Origin of the sequence: Nocardia sp. NPDC059229 (assembly GCF_042754165.1) — a bacterium.
GTDB lineage: Bacteria > Actinomycetota > Actinomycetes > Mycobacteriales > Mycobacteriaceae > Nocardia.
The window spans coordinates 1,267,593-1,285,309 of record NZ_JBHZAK010000001.1 but is presented as its reverse complement, the minus strand read 5'-3'; the positions used below and the strand labels follow the sequence as shown (position 1 = coordinate 1,285,309).

The 17,717-nt window shown below is 66.2% G+C and carries 19 protein-coding genes and 1 tRNA gene; 16 read left to right on the top strand and 4 right to left on the bottom strand.

Annotated features, from left to right (window positions below):
- The first annotated feature begins 173 nt into the window (after positions 1-173).
- The 12 genes from ACFXHE_RS06010 to ACFXHE_RS05955 all read left to right on the top strand — a co-directional run bounded on the left by ACFXHE_RS06010 (position 174) and on the right by ACFXHE_RS05955 (position 12,296).
- Entirely contained in the window at positions 174-896 is a 723-nt protein-coding gene (locus ACFXHE_RS06010) for an SDR family oxidoreductase (RefSeq protein ID WP_379380207.1), read from the top strand.
- 269 nt (positions 897-1,165) lie between these two features.
- On the top strand, positions 1,166-1,924 hold the full coding sequence (locus tag ACFXHE_RS06005; RefSeq protein WP_379380205.1) for a PaaX domain-containing protein, C- domain protein: 759 nt from the start codon (positions 1,166-1,168) through the stop codon (positions 1,922-1,924).
- Positions 1,925-1,996: 72 nt separating this feature from the next.
- A complete protein-coding gene (locus ACFXHE_RS06000; protein WP_379380203.1) occupies positions 1,997-3,625 on the top strand; it encodes an acyl-CoA dehydrogenase family protein in 1,629 nt (542 codons plus the stop codon).
- 44 nt (positions 3,626-3,669) lie between these two features.
- A complete protein-coding gene (locus ACFXHE_RS05995) occupies positions 3,670-5,178 on the top strand; it encodes a long-chain fatty acid--CoA ligase (protein WP_379380201.1) in 1,509 nt (502 codons plus the stop codon).
- 169 nt (positions 5,179-5,347) lie between these two features.
- Positions 5,348-5,956 (top strand): SMP-30/gluconolactonase/LRE family protein, encoded by a 609-nt coding sequence (locus tag ACFXHE_RS05990; RefSeq protein ID WP_379380199.1) that lies wholly within the window; start codon positions 5,348-5,350, stop codon positions 5,954-5,956.
- A 51-nt stretch (positions 5,957-6,007) separates the two neighbouring features.
- Entirely contained in the window at positions 6,008-6,919 is a 912-nt protein-coding gene (locus ACFXHE_RS05985) for an NAD-dependent epimerase/dehydratase family protein (RefSeq protein WP_379380197.1), read from the top strand.
- A 134-nt stretch (positions 6,920-7,053) separates the two neighbouring features.
- The gene (locus ACFXHE_RS05980; protein WP_379380195.1) at positions 7,054-7,467 is read left to right on the top strand and encodes a secondary thiamine-phosphate synthase enzyme YjbQ; all 414 of its coding nucleotides are present in this window, start codon (positions 7,054-7,056) and stop codon (positions 7,465-7,467) included.
- Positions 7,468-7,659: 192 nt separating this feature from the next.
- Positions 7,660-8,490 carry an SDR family NAD(P)-dependent oxidoreductase gene (locus ACFXHE_RS05975; protein ID WP_379380441.1) on the top strand — a complete coding sequence of 277 codons (831 nt, stop codon included), beginning with the start codon at positions 7,660-7,662 and terminating at the stop codon, positions 8,488-8,490.
- 168 nt (positions 8,491-8,658) lie between these two features.
- The gene (locus ACFXHE_RS05970; RefSeq protein ID WP_379380193.1) at positions 8,659-9,846 is read left to right on the top strand and encodes an NAD(P)/FAD-dependent oxidoreductase; all 1,188 of its coding nucleotides are present in this window, start codon (positions 8,659-8,661) and stop codon (positions 9,844-9,846) included.
- Positions 9,843-10,751 carry an RNA polymerase sigma factor SigJ gene (gene sigJ, locus ACFXHE_RS05965; RefSeq protein WP_379380191.1) on the top strand — a complete coding sequence of 303 codons (909 nt, stop codon included), beginning with the start codon at positions 9,843-9,845 and terminating at the stop codon, positions 10,749-10,751. Before ACFXHE_RS05970 ends, sigJ begins: the two co-directional genes overlap by 4 nt.
- Positions 10,752-10,795: 44 nt before the next feature.
- Entirely contained in the window at positions 10,796-11,335 is a 540-nt protein-coding gene (locus ACFXHE_RS05960; protein ID WP_379380189.1) for a YceI family protein, read from the top strand.
- Between the two features lie 16 nt (positions 11,336-11,351).
- A complete protein-coding gene (locus ACFXHE_RS05955; protein ID WP_379380187.1) occupies positions 11,352-12,296 on the top strand; it encodes an alpha/beta fold hydrolase in 945 nt (314 codons plus the stop codon).
- Between the two features lie 440 nt (positions 12,297-12,736).
- Here ACFXHE_RS05955 and ACFXHE_RS05950 read toward each other — a convergent pair whose 3' ends face one another.
- Complete coding sequence (locus ACFXHE_RS05950) at positions 12,737-13,285, bottom strand: TetR/AcrR family transcriptional regulator (protein WP_379380185.1); 549 nt, start codon at positions 13,283-13,285, stop codon at positions 12,737-12,739.
- Between the two features lie 133 nt (positions 13,286-13,418).
- Between ACFXHE_RS05950 and ACFXHE_RS05945 the strand changes: the two genes are divergently transcribed.
- From ACFXHE_RS05945 to ACFXHE_RS05930, 4 genes are all read left to right on the top strand, one after another.
- Entirely contained in the window at positions 13,419-14,339 is a 921-nt protein-coding gene (locus tag ACFXHE_RS05945) for an esterase/lipase family protein (protein ID WP_379380183.1), read from the top strand.
- A gap of 490 nt (positions 14,340-14,829) precedes the next feature.
- Complete coding sequence (locus ACFXHE_RS05940) at positions 14,830-15,087, top strand: EF-hand domain-containing protein (RefSeq protein ID WP_379380181.1); 258 nt, start codon at positions 14,830-14,832, stop codon at positions 15,085-15,087.
- Between the two features lie 40 nt (positions 15,088-15,127).
- The gene (locus ACFXHE_RS05935; protein ID WP_379380179.1) at positions 15,128-15,328 is read left to right on the top strand and encodes a DUF1918 domain-containing protein; all 201 of its coding nucleotides are present in this window, start codon (positions 15,128-15,130) and stop codon (positions 15,326-15,328) included.
- Between the two features lie 330 nt (positions 15,329-15,658).
- Positions 15,659-16,168, top strand: a complete 510-nt coding sequence (locus ACFXHE_RS05930; protein WP_379380439.1) for a tyrosine-type recombinase/integrase — start codon at positions 15,659-15,661, stop codon at positions 16,166-16,168.
- On the opposite strand, the gene ACFXHE_RS05925 is transcribed toward ACFXHE_RS05930, so the two are convergent.
- From ACFXHE_RS05925 to ACFXHE_RS05915, 3 genes are all read right to left on the bottom strand, one after another.
- Positions 16,128-16,201, bottom strand: a tRNA-Leu gene (locus tag ACFXHE_RS05925). The genes ACFXHE_RS05930 and ACFXHE_RS05925 overlap by 41 nt on opposite strands.
- A 59-nt stretch (positions 16,202-16,260) precedes the next feature.
- On the bottom strand, positions 16,261-17,106 hold the full coding sequence (locus ACFXHE_RS05920; protein WP_379380177.1) for a universal stress protein: 846 nt from the start codon (positions 17,104-17,106) through the stop codon (positions 16,261-16,263).
- A gap of 258 nt (positions 17,107-17,364) precedes the next feature.
- The gene (locus ACFXHE_RS05915) at positions 17,365-17,640 is read right to left on the bottom strand and encodes an NUDIX domain-containing protein (RefSeq protein WP_379380437.1); all 276 of its coding nucleotides are present in this window, start codon (positions 17,638-17,640) and stop codon (positions 17,365-17,367) included.
- Positions 17,641-17,717: the final 77 nt, after the last annotated feature.

Below are 17,717 nucleotides of genomic sequence, written 5' to 3'. Positions count from 1 at the left end.
GTCCGGGGCGACATCGTTGGTGGGCGGGTCGTCGATCTGATCGGTGATCCGCGGGGGTGTTACGGTGCGGCAGAACGTAGTTCGATCTGGATTCGTCGCCGATCCCCGCGATCGACGGGCGTCGGCGTGAGTGGGCGTGATCGGAGGAGCCGGTGCTTGCTGGCAAGGTTTGTGTGATCAACGGTGCCGTCGGCGTGATCGGTCAGGCTGTCGCCGAGAGATTTTCCCGTGAGGGTGCGGTGGTTGTCGGCGTCGACAAGGTCGAGCATTCGGTCGGCGACAGGTCGATGCGGGCCGACCTTGCCGATGAGCCGCAGGTTGAGGCGATGTACGACGCGGTCGTGCGTGAGCACGGCCGACTCGACGTCATCTACAACAACATGGGACTGATGGATGCCGGTGACCACTCGGCGCTGGATACCAGCCTGGAGACCTGGCGGCGAGTCCAGGACGCCAATCTGACCAGCATCTTCCTGTCCTGCAAACACGGCATCCCGTACCTACGGGACACCGAGCCGGTCGGCGGGTCGGTCATCAATGCCGCATCGTTCCTGTCCGCGCTGGGGTCGGCGACCGCCCCGATGGCCTACACGGCCGCGAAGGCCGCCGTCGTCCAGTTGACCAGGGACCTCGGTGTTCATCTCGCGCGCAGCGGCATCCGCGTGAACGCCGTGCTGTTCGGTCCGATCGAGACACCGGCACAGCGCGCGGTCTTCGACCGCAATCCAGGAGCCCTGGACAAACGCCTGGTGCACTGGCCGATGGGCCGATTCGGCACCCTCGACGAGGCAGCCGGCGCGATAGCCTTTCTGGCAAGCGACGATTCCGGCTTCCTCACCGCCGCCGCTCTCCCGCTCGACGGCGGCATCACCGAAGCCTTCACCGTCCCGGACTGACAGTCGAGAACTCCCGAGCGTTCCAGCCGAAGTTGATCGGCATACACCGCGTAGATGCTCGGCCCTTGGCGAAGTCATCGATTGGCAGTGCCGGACCGCCGACGCGGTGGCGTCCGGGTTTCTCTACGGTTGGAGACGACGGTGTCCGCGTCTGATCAGCCAGGCGAGGATCCGGTGGAAACATCGGGACCCGGCCGAAACTCCGGGGGCCCGGAGGGTGCAGGGTCGCGTTGAGGGCGCTCTGCTGCGGAGCAAGGAGTGCATGAGACGTGGCTGACGCGACCGATTCCGCGCGTCTGGATCTGGAAGCTTATCTCCCTCGGCTGACGGCGCGGGGGGTGATTCTCAGTCTCCTGGTGAGCAATCATCCGACGCGACCGACGCCAGCGCAGGTCGTGCGGGCGGCGGGTGCGTTCGGTATCAAGGAATCTGCGGCCCGGGTTGCGTTGAGCCGGATGGTTTCCGGCGGCGACCTGACGCGCACGCACGAGGGATTCCGATTGAGCGAACCGCTCCTCGAACGCCGACAGCAGGTGTTGCATGAGGTCGAGCAGGAGACGTGCCCATGGAACCGTGACTGGGAGGTCGTCGTGGTGGCGGGCACCGGGCGTGATCCGGGGGATCGCGCCACACTCCGGACCCGGCTGACTCGCCTTCGCCTGGCGGAACTGCGCGAAGGGGTCTGGTTGCGTCCCGCCAACCTGACACGATCGCTCGAGCTCGGGGACGCGCCGGTGGAGATCTTCGTCGGCCGACCTGGGCGCCCCGCCGATGAACTGCTCGAACTGCTGTGGGACCTGCCCGCGTGGGAGGCGCAGTCGCAAAGGCTGCTCGAGTTGATCGAACGGGCCGAGAGCACGGTGGATCGCTTCACTGTCGCCACCGCGATTGTCCGCCACCTTCTCACCGATCCTCTTCTGCCACAAGAGCTTCGACCGGTTCAGTGGACGGCTGACCGCCTGCACGAGGTCTGGATCGCCTACCAGGACGAGTTCGTGTCGATCCCGGAGGTGGGGCACGCGAACTAATCGGATATTACTGATTGACTTCGACTGTTCGGAAAACGTAATGTCCGAATTGGGCAGTCGAAGGAGGCAGTCATGCAGACACACGAGGTGTTCAACCAGTCCGTACCGCTCTACGGCCACAACGTCGCAGACGATGCGACCCTGCTCGACGCACTCGTCCGCGAGGGAGCCGAGTGGGCGGTCGACGATATCGGCCGGTTGGGGCAGCTCGCCGGTACCGAACAGGTCCAGGAATGGGGGCGGCTCGCGAATGAGAATCCGCCGACCCTGCGGCCGTACGACCGATTCGGTCACCGCATCGACGACCTCGAGTTCCACCCCGCGTGGCACGAACTGATGTCCGCGGCGGTCGCCAACGGCCTGCACGGCACCCCGTGGAGCGATCCCCGGGCCGGTAGCCACGTGGCCCGGGCGGCGAAGTTCTATGTCTGGAGCAATGTCGAAGCCGGTCACACCTGCCCGATCTCGGCGACCTACGCTGCGGTGCCCGCACTGCGCGACGCCCCCGAACTGGCGGCGATCTACGAACCGCTGCTGTCGAATTCCCGCTACGAGGGCGGCTTGCGGACTCCGCTCGACAAGCCCGGCCTGCTGGCGACGATGTCGATGACCGAGAAGCAGGGCGGCTCCGACATTCGCGCCAACACCACCCGCGCCACCGCGCAGCCGGACGGGACCTACCGGATCGTCGGCCACAAGTGGTTCACATCGGCGACCATGGCCGACCTCTTCCTCGTCCTGGCGCAGACAGACGCGGGCGTCACCTGCTTCCTGGTGCCGCGGGTCCTCGAGGACGGCACCCGTAACAATGTTCGCCTGATGCGCTTGAAGGACAAGCTGGGCAATCGATCGAATCCTTCTGCGGAGATCGAATACGAGAACGCCCTCGCGTGGCGGATCGGCGACGAAGGCCGGGGCGTGCCGACGATCATCAAGATGGTCAACATGACTCGGCTCGACTGCCTGATCGGGGCAGCGTCGGGCATGCGTCGCGGTGTCACCCAGGCGGCACACCACGCTACGCACCGGAAGGCGTTCGGCAACTACCTCATCGATCAGCCTCTGATGCGCAATGTCCTGGCGGACCTGGCGGTCGAGTCGGAGGCGGCGTCGCTGCTGATGATGCGTCTCGCGGGAGCGCACGACCGGGCGGTGCGCGGGGACGAGGCGGAGTCGACCTTCCTGCGGCTGGCGCTGGCGGTCGGCAAGTACTGGGTGTGCAAGCGGTGGCCCGCACACGCTGCCGAGGCAATGGAGTGTTTCGGCGGCAACGGCTTCATCGAGGAGTCGCAGATGCCGCGCCTGTTCCGGGAGTCTCCACTCAACGGAATCTGGGAGGGCAGCGGCAATGTCGCGGCGCTCGACGTGCTGCGCGCGATGGGCAAGAACCCGCATACGGTCGACGCCTTCTTCGCTGAAGTCGCGCTCGCCGGGCCGGAACCGAGTATCGAGCGCGCGGCGAACGAAATCCGGACCCAGTTGGCGGATCTCGCTGACGCGGAGGTCCTCGCGCGCCGGGTGATCGAACGAATGGCGCTGGTTCTGCAAGCGTCGCTGCTGGTTCGGTCCGGCAATCAGGCGGTGGCGGACGCGTTCATCGTCACCCGGCTCGACGGCGACCGCGGCAGCGTGTACGGAACTTTGCCTCGCGGTGTGGATTTCGCGGCGATTCTCGATCGCGTCACCCCGAAGGCCGGCTGAGCCCGCCGAGCACGGCTCACCAATCAAGTCGAAGGAGTCGAGGAATGCAGGGAATCGGTGAGTGGGCCAGCCGGCGGGCGCAACTCGGTGGTGACAAGATCGCGTTCGTGTCCGGCGATCGCTCATGGACCTACCGTGAGTTCGACGACCGCACGAACCGGTTGGCGAATCAGCTGAGGGATCGTTTCGGCATCCGGCGCGGCGATCGAATCGCCGCGGTCGTGCCGACCTCCGTCGAGTGTCTGGAGATCCTGTTCGCCACCGCGAAGCTCGGCGCGATCTTCACGCCGATCAACGTCAGGCTGACCGCACCCGAGATCGCTTACGTGCTAGGCGATCTCGGTGCGAATCTGCTCTTCGTCCATGCCGCATTCCCGGAGGCCCAGCGCGCGGCGAAGGAACCGGGCACACACGTCCGTGAGATCGTCGTCCTGGGCGACGACTACGCCGCACTCGTGGCCACCGCCGATCCCGAGCCGGTGACGCCGATCGCTCAGCGTCACGACGTGGCCGTGATCATGTACACCTCGGGGACCACCGGTCGCCCCAAGGGGGCGATGATCACGCACGAGAATCTGCGGGCGAATGCGGCCGCGGTCGTCGCGGCCTTCGGTTTGCGGTCGTGTGATGTCACCGTGACGGCACTTCCGATGTTCCATATCGGAGGTCTGGGGCTCTACACGTTGCCCTTTATCTATGTCGGAGCCCGGAACGTGATCATGCCGTCGTTCGATCCGGTGGCGGTCCTCGACGCCGTCGAGGCCGAGCGGGCGACGCAGTTACTGCTGGTGCCGACCATGTGGCAGGCCGTGATGGAAGTGCCCGATCTGGAACGCTACGACCTGTCCTCGCTGGCATGCGCTCTCACCTCCGGTGCGCCCGCGCCTCGCCCGGTACTGGACTTCCTTGCGCGCAGCGGTATTCCGTTCCGCGAAGGATTCGGGATGACGGAATGCTCGCCCTCGGTGGCGCTGCTCGATTCCGAACACGTCCGTGAGAAGGCCGGTTCGATCGGGCGACCGTTGTTCGGTATCGAAACCAGACTTGTCGACGACGCGGACCGCGACGTTCCGGTGGGCACGGTCGGTGAGCTGCTCGTGCGCGCCGACAACGTATTCGCCGGTTACTGGATGCGCCCGGAGGAGTCGGCCCGTGCGCTCCGCGATGGTTGGTTCCACAGCGGCGACCTGGGTTTCGCCGACCAGGAGGGGTTCATCACGCTCGTCGACCGGAAGAAGGACATGGTCATCAGTGGCGGTGAGAATGTCTACTCTCGGGAAGTCGAACTCGCGATCTCCTCGATGCCGGGCATCCGTGACGTTGCGGTCGTCGGCACACCCCACGAGAAATGGGGTGAGACGCCCGTCGCGTGCATCGTGCTGGACGATGGCGTGAAGGTAACCGTCGACGAGGTCATCGCCTTCGCCCGGCAACGACTGGCGGGCTTCAAGACGCCGACCCGGGTCGTCTTCCTCGATGCACTGCCGACGACCGCCACGGGAAAGGTCCAGAAGAACGTGCTCCGCGACCGCCTTCTCCCCGAGGCGATCTGACCGACTACATCGGTCTGCCGTGAACTGTTCGGGTTTCGGCAGAGCGTCCGGGGTGCGCGATTGCAGGGCGAATGTGCGTATGCACATCGTAGACGGGTCGAGCGCCTATTCATCGTGTGATACCGCACCTCCAGAATTGCATGTGCACATTGCAGGCGCTGGAGAAACCATGGACAACGTTCTTCATTCGGGTCGCCGGATGGAGCCGGTTCGCTGGTCCGCCCCGACCGCGCCACAGCGGGCGAAGCAGCAGCTGAGTTCGCTGCCGATGCCCGCGCTGCGTCGAATCGACCTTCCGGGTGAGGGACCCGAGGATGTCGTTATCGGTGCCGACGGCTTGGTCTACACCGGCACCGCCGACGGCGCGATACTTCGCGTCGACATCATCTCGGGTGTGGTCGATCAGGTGGCCGATACCGGCGGTCGCCCATTGGGATTGCACGCCGGGCCCGACGATTCGCTGCTCGTCTGTGACGCCTACCGCGGACTGTTGCGCTGGGGCGGGCTCGGGCAAACGCTCGAGGTGCTGGTCGACGCTGTCGACGGTGAGTCGTTGAACTTTGCGAGCAATGTCGTGCAGGACCCCGACGACGGGACGATCTATTTCACCGCATCGTCCCGTCGCTGGACCGAAGCCGAATGGATGGGTGATCTGCTCGAGCATTCGGGCACCGGCAGGTTGCTGCGCCCGCTCTACGACCGGCAGCTGGCCACCATGGGACGCCGCACCGCGGCCGCCGCCGAAGGCTCTCACGAAGGGAACCGGACCACTCGATGAGCAAGGGAACGATCGTCATTATTGCGGCTTCCGTGATGACATGATGGCCGTGTGCGCGTACTTGTCACCGGAGCGAACGGTTACCTCGGGCGTGCTGTCGTCGAAGCCCTTCACTCTGTTGGGCACGAGCCCGTCGCGATGGTTCGCGCTCATGGGCCGGCGATTCCGGGCGCAGCCGATGTTCGAGTGGCTGACTTGCTCGACGACAAGGCGGTCCGCGACGCGGTAGACGGCGTAGACGCGATCTGTCACCTCGCCGGGTTGACGCGAGCCCGCGAATCGGTCGGCGAACCATTGCGCTACTTCCGCGTGAATACCGCCGGAACGCTGTCGGTGCTCGGAGCCATGGTCGACGCGGGGGTCCGCGGGATAGCTTTCGCATCGACCGGGGCCATCTATGGCACGCCGGATGTGCAGCCGATGACAGAGGACATCGGTGATGCGCCGCCTCATCCATACGCCGGCAGCAAGCTTGCGGCTGAGCTGGCCATCGAGGCCGCCGCCAGTAGCAAGGCACTGGCGGCGGTAATTGTTCGACTGTCGAATATCGCGGGCGGTGCGGACGGGGATTCGAGTCGGCTGATACCGCGCGCGTTGACTGCTGCATCCGAGCGTTCGGCGTTGACCGTCAACGGTGATGGCACCGCCGTTCGCGATTACCTGCACGTCATGGATGCGGCCCGAGCCTTCGTGGCATGTATCGAGCACCTCCCGCCCGTTGGCGCCGCTACCCGCTACAACATCGGCAGCGGACGGGGTACGAGTGTGCTCGACGTGGTTGCCGCGGTGGAACGAGTAACCGGCCGACCTGTTGCACTCGAGCATCGTTCGGCGGCAGCGGAACCTGCGGTGTTGATCAACGACCCGACCAAGGCGATGACCGAAATCGGCTGGAAGCCAACGCATTCCGATATCGATGACATCGTTCGCGATGAATCACGGGCGCTTTTGGAAGAATCCTGAAACTCCGCTGGTGAGTGGAAAAGCCCGGCTGTGACGACGACTTGCAGTCGATTCGGGTGGAGAGGGCCATGTCTTCGCCCGGAGTCGGGGACGTCAATCTCGTGAGACGGCACAGCTGGAGGACGATGGTGCCCATGGAGAGCAGACTGATCGAGGTGGAGACGGGCCGTCGCGAGGTTGTCCACGACCTCACATCGCAGTGTGCAGCTTTTCTGCGTGAGACGGCGACGGAATCTGATGGGTTACTTCACGTATTCGTGCCGCACGCGACCGCGGGCATCGCACTGATCGAACTCGGTGCAGGAAGTGACGATGACTTACTCGCCGCTCTGCAGGACCTGCTGCCCGCCGACGATCGCTGGCGGCACGCACACGGCTCCCGCGGACACGGGCGCTCACATGTCATGCCCGCGCTGATTGCGCCCTATGCCAGCATTCCGGTGTTGCGCGGCGAAATGGCGCTGGGGACTTGGCAATCGGTCGCCATCGTGGATCTCAATGTCGACAACCCGGTGCGCCACGTGCGGTTGTCCTTCCTGGCCGGCTGAGCCGAAGCCGGATTTGTCCCGGCAGGTACGGATTCGGTGGAGGTGTAGGCACGACGGTGTCCCGGGTCACATCGCTGTTCTGTTACAGGGACGGGGCCGTCGGTGTCTTGTGTTCGTTCGGTGCGCAGCACGGAACATCAGCGGTGCGAACGCCCGCACCGCCGTGATTGCTCCTGCAGAAGAACGGAAATCATCATGAGCAAGGTCTGGTTTGTTACCGGCTCCTCCCGTGGCCTGGGCCGCAACTTCGTCGAGGCCGCCCTGTCCCGCGGTGACAAGGTCGCCGCGACCGCCCGGAACGCCGAACACCTTGCCGGACTGGCCGCCACCTACGGCGACGCGGTGCTTCCGCTACAGCTGGACGTGACCGACAGGTCGGCGGTGTTCGCGACTGTAGAGCGCGCCGAAGAACACTTCGGTCGTCTCGACGTCATCGTGAACAATGCCGGTTACGGCGTACTGGGTGCTGTGGAGGAGCTGAGCGAGCAACAGTTGCGAGATCAGTTGGAGACCAACCTGTTCGGTGCGGTTTGGGTTGTTCAGGCGGTGCTACCGCAGCTGCGCGAGCAGGGTGGCGGGCACATTGTTCAGATCTCCTCGGTCGGCGGCGTGGCCGCGTGGCCGCTCGGTGGCGCCTACCACGCGTCGAAATGGGCGCTGGAAGGTCTGAGCGAGTCTCTCGCGCAGGAGGTTGCGGGCTTCGGCATCAAGGTGACTGTGGTCGAACCGAGCTCGTACGCGACCGAGGGGGCCGCCGGCGCCGTTCACGCCGAGATCGACCCACAGTATGCCGATCTCCGTGCGGCTTTCGCCACCTACGCGCAGACGCTCGACCAGGGTGACCCGGCCGCTGCGGGGCGGACACTGCTCGAGATCGTCGACAGCGACAACCCACCGCTGCGGGTGTTCTTCGGGGCGCAGGGCAACGAGATCGTTCCGCAGGTCTACGCCGACCGGCTCGCGACCTGGGCCGACTGGCACAAGATCGCGATCGAGGCGCAAGGTCACACCCCCGCAGCCTGATTCGTCGACATGCCCGCGGAAAGGCAACGCCCCCACCCGAATCGAGAGCGCTTCTCGAGTTGGAAGGGGGTTTCGCCGTTCGTGACCAGTGTGAATCACGGCCGTACCTGCCCTGGTGACCTGCATCACGTGTTGTTATGTCGAGGTGGCGGGCGGTGTCACGAGGACATGAGTGAGCACAACAGCAGCTGTACGAAGGTCGTGGTGATCGGTGGCGGCTACGCCGGAACCGTGGCGGCCAACCGTCTGCGGCAGCGCGACGACGTCGAGATCACCGTGGTCAACTCTCGTCCGCGGTTCGTCGAGCGCCTGCGGTTGCATCAGTTCGTGGCCGGAACAGGTGAGGTCGCGATCGACTACGACACGCTGCTCGGTGCGGGCGTGCGGTTGGTGGTCGACGACGCCATTCGAATCGATACGGCCGCACGGACCGTGGAGTTGGCATCCGGCCGCGCGTTGGACTACGACTACGTCGTCTACGCGGTCGGCAGTACTGCGGCGGTGCCCGCCTCCGTACCCGGAGCAGTCGAATTCGACTACCCCATAGCGGAATTGGAGCACGCGGAGCGGCTGCGCGCCGTCATCGCGGGGTTGTCCGCGGCGGCGATCACCGTCGTCGGTGCGGGGCTGACCGGGACCGAGACGGCGGCCGAGCTCGCCGAACAGGGCCATCGGGTCACGCTGGTCTGCGGCGATAGATTGGCCCCGACGTTCTCCGAGCGAGGGAGGCGGTTGGTGGCCAAATGGATGGCCAGGAATGGGGTCGAGGTGCTCGAGCGGACGCGGGTGGCCCAGGTCCTGCCGGATGGGGTCGTATTGGCCGACGGCAGGGCGGTACCCGGTACGGCCACCATTTGGACCGCCGGATTCGGTGTTCCGGACCTGGCTGCACGCAGCGGCCTGCACACCGACGCACTCGGTCGACTCCTCACCGACGAGACACTGACCAGCGTCGACGACGACCGGATCGTTGCGGCCGGTGACGCCGCCGCGCCGTCCGGAGTGCCACTGCGGATGAGCTGCCAGGCCGCCGGGCCGCTCGGCGCTACGGCCGCGGACACCATACTGGCCGGCATCAGCGGTGTTCGGCCCGCAGTGCTGGATCTGGCGTTCCTGGGTTCCAATGTCAGCCTCGGCCGCCGGGCCGGCATCGTGCAGTTCGCCCGCAAGGACGACACCGCTGTGAACGCATACCTCGGCGGCCGTATCGGCGCGCCGATCAAGGAGACGGCCACCAAATGGACGGTGTCGGGAATCCGATGGGAAGCGCGCAAGCCCGGCGTCTTGTTCTGGGCCAAGGGCGGCAGGCGGCTCGAACATCCGGTGAGCGGTGGCGAAGTGGTGACGAACCCGTGAGCACCACCGACGAGCATGCCGAGCGATTCACCCTGTTACGGCCGCTGCTGTTCACGATCGCCTACGAAATCCTCGGCTCGGTAACAGAATCCGATGATGTTCTGCAGGATAGCTATCTGCGATGGGCGCGGGTGGATCTCGCGACGGTGCGGGACACCAAATCGTTTCTGGCGCAATTGGTGACCCGGCAGGCGCTGAACACGCGGCGGGCCGGCATCCGGCGTCGCGAGGACTATATCGGCCCGTGGCTGCCCGAGCCGTTGCTGGTGACCGAACAGGACGCCGCGACCGATGTCGTGCTGGCCGAATCGGTGTCGATGGGGATGCTGGTGTTGCTGGAAACGCTGAGCCCTGATGAACGAGCGGTGTTCGTCCTGCACGAGGTGTTCGGCTTCGACTACGACGACATCGCCGCAGCGGTAGGCAAATCCCTCGCCGCGGTGCGGCAGATGTCCTACCGGGCCCGCCGGTATGTGCAGGCGCGGCGCAACCGGTTCGGGCCCGTCGACACCGCGCGCACCGCCGAGCTCACCGAACTGTTCATGAGGGCGGCGACGACCGGTGACATGGAGGGCCTGCTGTCGATGCTCGCACCGGATGTCACCTGGACCACCGACAGCGGCGGCAAGGCGACTGCGGTGAGTCAGGTGATGACGGGTGCACCGCAGGTGGCCACGACTCTCATGGCTCTGTTCGGTTCGATGTTGCGCAGGCCCGACATCCGGATCGAGCCGGTGACCTGCAACAGCGAGCCCGCGGTGGCCATCTACACCGGCGACCGCCTCGAAGCGGTCCTCTTCTTCGAGCTGGCCGGCGACAGGATCGTCAAGGGTTACGGTATCCGCAACCCGGACAAGCTCGCCGCCCTCTCGATCGCGCGCACGATCGCCCGCCGCCCGCTGTAGGCGAGCCGTCGCAGCAAACCATTTGTCCTCAGGAGTGAAAGACCATGTCAACCAACAAACTCAGCGAGCTGACCGGTGACTACGTCCTCGATCCAGCCCACACCCGGATCGGCTTCATCGCCCGGCACACAATGGCCACCAGGGTGCGTGGGAACTTCCGAACCTTTGACGGCAACGCGCACCTCGACTTCGACGCACCACCGAGGTCGAGCGGTCGGCTCACGATCCAGGCGAAAAGCATCGACACCGGCAATCGGCAGCGCGACGATCTGCTGGGCAGGAAATTCCTCGGTGTCGACGACCACCCGACGATCACTTTCGTCCTGACCGAGGTGGAACAGTCCGGCGAGGCGAATGTCGAGGTCACCGGTGACTTGACCATGCGTGGCATTACCCGGCCGATCACCATGGAATTCGAGCTGACCGGCGCGGAGACCGACCCGCGCGGCGCCCTCCGGATCGATTTCACCGGCAGCGTCACGATCGACCGCAAAGACTGGGGAGTGCACTGGAAGGCGGCCGCAGGCATGGTCGGCCCGAAGGTGGTGCTGCAGTTCGATGTTGCCGTAATCCGGAAGTCTTGAGCGGAAAGTGAATCGGGTGGAAATCGACTCGAACACGGACCGTCGACGCCGGTGGTTGCGCGCGCTGTCAGCGATGATCGCCCTGTTGTACCTCAGCGTGGCGACGCCATCTGCGGTCTCGAGTGCGGACAGCCATGCGGATTTGCCGGCACTCGACGGCGGCCGGTTCGTCGAGACCGCGGTGGCCCGCTTTCATTTCCTGGAGGCGGGTCAGGGGCCGCCCATTGTTCTGCTGCCGGGTGGCACGCTGTGGTCGTACACCTATCGCGACATCATTGGCGCGCTGGCCGCCGATCACACTGTCTATGCGGTCGACCTGCCTGGTTCGGGGTTCACCACGCTGCACGACGCGGATTTCGGATATGACGTGCGGGCCATGACAGAGGCTCTGCGGCAGTTCATGTCGGCGGCCGGCATTGCCCGTGCGTCCGTACTGGCACATTCCCTGAGCGGTTCGGTCGCCGTGGATTTCGCTGCACGATACCCCTCGCAGGTGGATCAGCTGGTGCTCATCTCACCGCTTGTGCTGGATACCGAGCTCAATGTGAACCTGCAGCTGATGCGCACGCCCGTCCTGGGCGAACTGGCCACGCGTGTGATGACCGAGGACATCTACGTGGCGGGACTGCGCGATGCGTATGCGCGCCCCGAGGAATTGACCAGAGAACTGGCGGACACCTATTGGATCCCGCAGAGCCACGACGAGAACCGCACGGCGATGTGGAAGCAGCCACGCAATCTCGATCTGTCCCAGGTGCAATGGGAAGCAAGCACGATCAGAGCGCGCACCTTGATCCTCTGGGGAGAACAGGATCGCGTCATAAGCCCATCGCAGGCACAGCAACTCGCACACCTGATCCCCACGTCGACGTTGCGAATGCTCGCGGGCGCGGGCCACAACGCCCATGAAGACGACCCCGCCGCGGTCGCCACGGAACTGACCGGATTCCTCAGCAGTTGAGGATCGATCACGAATCTTCTGTCGCTGCGAATCGCACCGAACTTCTGGGTGCCCTGGCAGGGTGTCGAAGCGACGTCGGTGGCCGAGACCGCCGCCGACGCCGGAGCCGCGCTTGGGTGAACTGACACACCTGGCGAACGAGACATGCTTGTCGGCGACGTCACTTTTCGCCGATATCAACGGATCTCGGCCGCACCGACCGACGTCACAGTTCGCCGATGGGTCGGTGAATCCGGCGACACCGGCCACAGGTCGCACCACGCAATAACGGGCGTATCGTCCGCATATGGGTAACGGAATGCCCACGACTTGCGGATGGTGCGGTGCCTGGCTGCCAAGTGACCGGGCCGGGGTCCGCCGCTACTGTCGACCCGCGCACCGGCAGGCTGCCTAGCGATTACTACCGGAACCCCGACTACGGGCGGTGACCGCGACGGCGGTCAGGCCGGCGTGCGCTCGATCAATGCGGTGAGCGCGGCGCGCAGGTCGGGGCGGGCCGCGCCGGAATACAGTTCGGCCAGCGCGATCTCGGCCACCATGGCGATGACCAGGAGCGCCACCGCGGGCGGGTCCGCCCAGCCCAGCTGCTCGATATCGGGCGCGATCACCGCGGCGACCAGCTGATTGCGGGCGGTCACCTCGTCGAGCAGATCGGTCTCGGTGCGGGACTGGGCGAGAAAGGCTTTGGTGCCCCGGGTGGCCAGGCAGGCGTCGAGGTAGGCGGCGAGGCCGGTGCGCAGTCGCTCGCGGCCGGGCGCGAGGTTGCCGACGGCGGCGAGGACGAGACCGGTCAGCTCGTCGTGATACCGGCGGTGCAGGGCGACGACATAGCTGCGCCGGTCCGGAAAGTGGTGGTAGAAGGTGCCTTTCGCCATGCCTGCGGCCTGGACCACGGCATTGACCGACAGTCCGGCCAGGCCTGTGCGCGCGGCGACCTCAGCCCCGGCGTCGAGCAGGGCGTTGCGGCCCGGTTCCGCGGGTCGGGGCATTCCCGAAATCCTTTCCTGCGCTGTCTCTTCCCCCCGAGGGTACACAGCGGCTAGCCTATGACCGACCGGTCGGTCATGCGCGGCGCGTAGGGGGCATCGTGAGGCCGACCGGCACGAATCCCCGGGAGTACCCATGCGATCAGCCACCCGCTGCCTCACCGCCGCCGTCCTGTTCGCCGCCGCGCTCGCCGTACGCCCGGCCGAGGCCGACGAGCCGGATCCGTCCTACAGCTACTTCGGCGGACTGGCCGCCGAGCTCACCGCGCCCGGGCAGCCGCCGCCCGGGGCGAACGATTGGTCCTGCAAACCCGCTGCCGCGCACCCGAATCCGGTGGTGCTGCTGCACGGGCTGTCCAATGACACCGTCACCTGGAACACCCTGTCCGCGGTCCTCGTGAACGCCGGTTACTGCGTGTTCACCACGACCTACGGCACCGGTGCGCTCGGCCCGGTCATGGGCGCCATCACGCCGGTCGAGACCAGCGCCCGGCAGATCTCCGACTTCGTCGACCGGGTGCGCGCCGAAACCGGCTCGGACAAGGTCGATCTCGTCGGCCACTCGATGGGCGGCGCGGTGCCGTTCTACGCCCTGAACCACCTCGGCGCCATCCCGAAGATCGACCGCTATGTGGCGCTGGCCGCGCCGCTGCACGGTTCCACGGTCAGCGGCCTTGCGAACCTGCAGCCGCTGCTCGAATCCACCGCGCCCGGAGCGGAACTGACTGCGCAGTGCGGGCCGTGCCAGCTCTCGCCCGGCTCGAAGGTCGCCGTCGACCTGAACGCGGACCCGGCCCTCGCACCGGACATCCGGTTCACCACCGTGGTCTCCCGCTACGACGAGATCGCCACCCCCTGGACCACCGGCCTGCTGGACGGGCCCAATGTCGACGACGTGGTGCTGCAGGACCTCTGCCCGACCGACTACACCGAGCACTACGAACTGCCCGCGGACCCGGTCACGGTGCGCGTGGTCCTCAATGCCCTCGACCCCGCGCACGCCGCACCCGTCTCCTGCACGGTCGTCCTGCCTTTCGCAGGACCGCTGGGTCGATAGCAATCCGCCAACCGAGCGTGCGGTGACCGGTCCGCGCCGGGGCGCTTCCATCGGCGGCGACCGGTACGCGGGTCCTCGATCGGGGACTCGATCTACAGCGTGGGCTGCGGCTCCCGCGGGCAAGGCATCGACTACGAGCGCAAGGAGGTCGGGCAGTGGCCGGCGGTCGGCAGGGAGTGTGGGGAGGGCGTTGAGGTAGCTGTACATCGTCTCGCGGCTGATGCCGAACTCCCGGGCGGGGGCGGCTTTCTTCTCCCCGGCGGCGCGCGGAAACGCCCAACGACGGCAGACCTCCGCCGCCGGAGCGGACTCGGTGCGACACTGTCGTAGTGCTCTCGGACTGAATGCCGACAACCGGCGAGCCCGTAGTGGGAAGGCGATGCGGGAGGCGCTGACGTCCGTGGCCGCTCCTACGACGCCACACCAGAACTTGGTGTGGTGGTGAGGAATCCGACGACCTAGCACCACACTGGAGAACAGGGGCTGCGCAATGGTGGATCAGGTGGAGGCGCGGAAGCTCTTCGATGCGCTCGACCTCAGCAAGAACGGTGCACTCACTCGCGGAGAACTGATCATCGCCCTGCGCATAAAGACCAGCAGCGCGGGGGAGATCAATATCCAGGGCCTGGGTTTCGCCGACCTGAACGCTGTCGCGGACTGGTTCGCACAGTCCGATGTGGACCAGAACAGTCAGCTCACCGTCGACGAGTTCATCACGGCTCTCGATGCTCACGAGGCCAACTCCTAAGTAATGCAATTGCACTCAGCTGAAGGGTTAGGAGGCGTTCATGCACGCATCCAAGGGCGATCGGCTGATCATTCACGGCCGAGTCGTCGGACAGCAAACACACACTGTCGAGATCGTCGAAGTGCTCGGCTCCAAAGGCAATCCTCCCTACCGAGTACGAGACGACAGAGGCCACGAGACCATCATGTCCCCGGGACCGGACTCCGTTGTGGACCATCGCAGGGCATCGGATACGAAATAGGGTCAATGCCGGTATAGGCCGCACTCACCATCGAGGGCGAGCACGCGACGGTGGAATCGGTCGAGGACACCCCGGGCCGCTACCCGTTCATGCGTGTGTCACGGAATTGGTTCCGGCCCAGCAAGACTGACACTCCGCGACTGCCGTCGTGGCAGGTCAACAATCCGTCCAGCTGGTGGTGTGGTGGCCGCCGCTGTCGGAGTGGCCACTGTGGTGGTGACCACCGTGGTGGGGCGGAGATCCGGATTGTGATGTGTCGGAGGAGATTCCGACGTCGATCTCGCCAACCGGCGAATCAATGGGTCCAGGTCGGCGACTCACGTCGCCGGCATGGGCATCGTCGAAAGCGACACGAAAAACCATATCCGCCGCACCGTGCCGGTCCCGGAGTTCCTTGCCAAGGAACTCGGTGCCGTCTTCGACAACCGTGACCCCGGTGCGCTCGCTTTCGAGAGCCGCAAGGGTGAGTACCTGCCGCTCGGCGAATTCCGGTGGGCCTTCGACCAAGCCACGCAGGCGGTCGGAGTGACCGGGATGGTTCCCCAGGGTCTGTGCCACACCGCGGCATCGCTCGCGATCAGCGCCGGCGCCAATATCAAGGTCGTGCAGCGCATGCTCGGCCACAAGACTGCCACCCTGACCCTCGATCTGTACGGGCACTTGTTCGCCGACGATCTCGATGCCGTGGCGACTGCAATGAACGCGGGCGCGCAAGCTGTTGCGGACGCACTGCGGATGCAAACCGAACAAGATCAACCTGACGACCCCGAAAATCCTGGCCTATCAGTGGTTTCCTGGGTGCCCCCGGACGGGCTCGAACCGTCACTTGGCGGATTTTAAGTCCGCTGCCTCTGCCAATTGGGCTACGGGGGCGTCTGGGTCAGACTACCGAGCCGTACGGTCGTGCTGGTAGCAGGTATTTGGGGGGCGGGTCAGGGGGTGGGGGCGATCATGATGGGGGTTTGGACGCGGAGCAGGAGGGATTGGCTGGTGGAGCCGAAGACCTTGCTGACGAAGCCGCCTCGGCCTCGGGTGCCCACCACCAGAAGCTGGGTGCTGGAGGAGAGTTCGAGGAGGGAGCGTTCGGGGCTGTCGTGGGAAGTTTCGCGGTCGATGCGGACGTTGGGGTAGCGCTCCTGCCAGCCGGCCAGGCTCTCGGCGAGGACGTAGTCGTCGAGGGCGTCCATTTCGGGGTCGTCGGAGGCGCCTTCGGCGTGCAGGGCGATGACGGCCACGCCGCGGACCGAGGCTTCGTCGAGGGCTGCCGCGATGGCGGGCTCGCTGATCTTGGTGCCGTCGACGCCGACCAGGATGGGGCGGGTGAGCAGATCGGGGGGTAGGGGGACGCCGTCTCGGACCACGACGAACGGGCAGTGCGAGCGGCGGGCGAGAACGGAGCTGACCGAGCCGAGCAGGGCGCGGCGCAGGGTGCCGCCGCCGCGGGCGCCGGCCACGACCATGCGGGCGTCGCGGGTGCGTTCGAGGAGGGTGGGGACCACGGCGCCGGCGCTCAATTCGGTGGTGACCGTGAGGCCGGGGGAGATCTTGGCGGCTTCTTCGGCGGCGGTTTCCAGCAGCCAGTTGCCGTGTTCCTCGAGCCGGGAGTAGTCCTCGGTGGTGATCGTGGTGCCCAGGCCCAGACCCTGGTCGGGGGTGATCTCGAGGACGCGCAGCAGGTGCAGGGGCGCGTGGTGCAGGGCGGCGGTGTGGGCCGCCCAGGCGACGGCCGAACCGGCCGATTCGTCCACGGCGACGATGACGGCTTCCCCTGTCGACATGCTGAGTCCTCTCCCATCGTGAATCACGCGGTGCGGCTGCGGGATAGCTGAGCGGTCGCTATCGACCCTACGCCGACGCGGGCCCGCCGCGGCCGAGCGGCACCGCGATCCGGGTCACGGGAATTCCGGCCAGGTCCAGGACCGGCGGCGGAACACACCCGCGGTCCCGCCGAGGGGTGTACGGGGACTCGGCGGGGCCGCGGGGCCGGGCTGCGGGCAGCCCATGCAGGCATCCTGGTACCTCAACCTCCATTGAGGTCAAGACGGTGTGACGGATTCGGGGAAGACCTGCCCCCGGTGCAGCAGCGGTACCACCCGCCCGGGATCGATTCCCGTCTCCTCCCATGCCTCCCGCAACGCGGCCTCCACCGCGCTCTCGTGGCTGTCGCACGCGCCACCCGGAATCGTCCACGTCCCACGCGTCCCCGCTCGCCCTCGTGCCCGCAATTGCAGAAGCACTGCGCTGGAATCCGATTCGGCCAGCGGAACACGCAGGAGCAGCCCGGCCGCCCCGTAACGCCCCCAGTGCCGCACCCCGTCGAGATCGCGAAACCACCCATTGCCGTCGCCGCGCACGAACCCATCTTCGAGTGGTGATCGCGTCAGCGGAA

Excerpts from the sequence above, each read along its gene's own strand:
- ACFXHE_RS06000 (WP_379380203.1), top strand. The coding sequence starts at position 1,997 with ATGCAGACACACGAGGTGTTCAACCAGTCCGTACCGCTCTACGGCCAC.
- ACFXHE_RS05995 (WP_379380201.1), top strand. The coding sequence starts at position 3,670 with ATGCAGGGAATCGGTGAGTGGGCCAGCCGGCGGGCGCAACTCGGTGGT.
- ACFXHE_RS05990 (WP_379380199.1), top strand. The coding sequence starts at position 5,348 with ATGGACAACGTTCTTCATTCGGGTCGCCGGATGGAGCCGGTTCGCTGG.
- ACFXHE_RS05980 (WP_379380195.1), top strand. The coding sequence starts at position 7,054 with ATGGAGAGCAGACTGATCGAGGTGGAGACGGGCCGTCGCGAGGTTGTC.
- ACFXHE_RS05970 (WP_379380193.1), top strand. The coding sequence starts at position 8,659 with ATGAGTGAGCACAACAGCAGCTGTACGAAGGTCGTGGTGATCGGTGGC.
- ACFXHE_RS05960 (WP_379380189.1), top strand. The coding sequence starts at position 10,796 with ATGTCAACCAACAAACTCAGCGAGCTGACCGGTGACTACGTCCTCGAT.
- ACFXHE_RS05950 (WP_379380185.1), bottom strand. The coding sequence starts at position 13,285 with ATGCCCCGACCCGCGGAACCGGGCCGCAACGCCCTGCTCGACGCCGGG.
- ACFXHE_RS05945 (WP_379380183.1), top strand. The coding sequence starts at position 13,419 with ATGCGATCAGCCACCCGCTGCCTCACCGCCGCCGTCCTGTTCGCCGCC.
- ACFXHE_RS05940 (WP_379380181.1), top strand. The coding sequence starts at position 14,830 with ATGGTGGATCAGGTGGAGGCGCGGAAGCTCTTCGATGCGCTCGACCTC.
- ACFXHE_RS05935 (WP_379380179.1), top strand. The coding sequence starts at position 15,128 with ATGCACGCATCCAAGGGCGATCGGCTGATCATTCACGGCCGAGTCGTC.
- ACFXHE_RS05930 (WP_379380439.1), top strand. The coding sequence starts at position 15,659 with ATGGGCATCGTCGAAAGCGACACGAAAAACCATATCCGCCGCACCGTG.
- ACFXHE_RS05920 (WP_379380177.1), bottom strand. The coding sequence starts at position 17,106 with ATGTCGACAGGGGAAGCCGTCATCGTCGCCGTGGACGAATCGGCCGGT.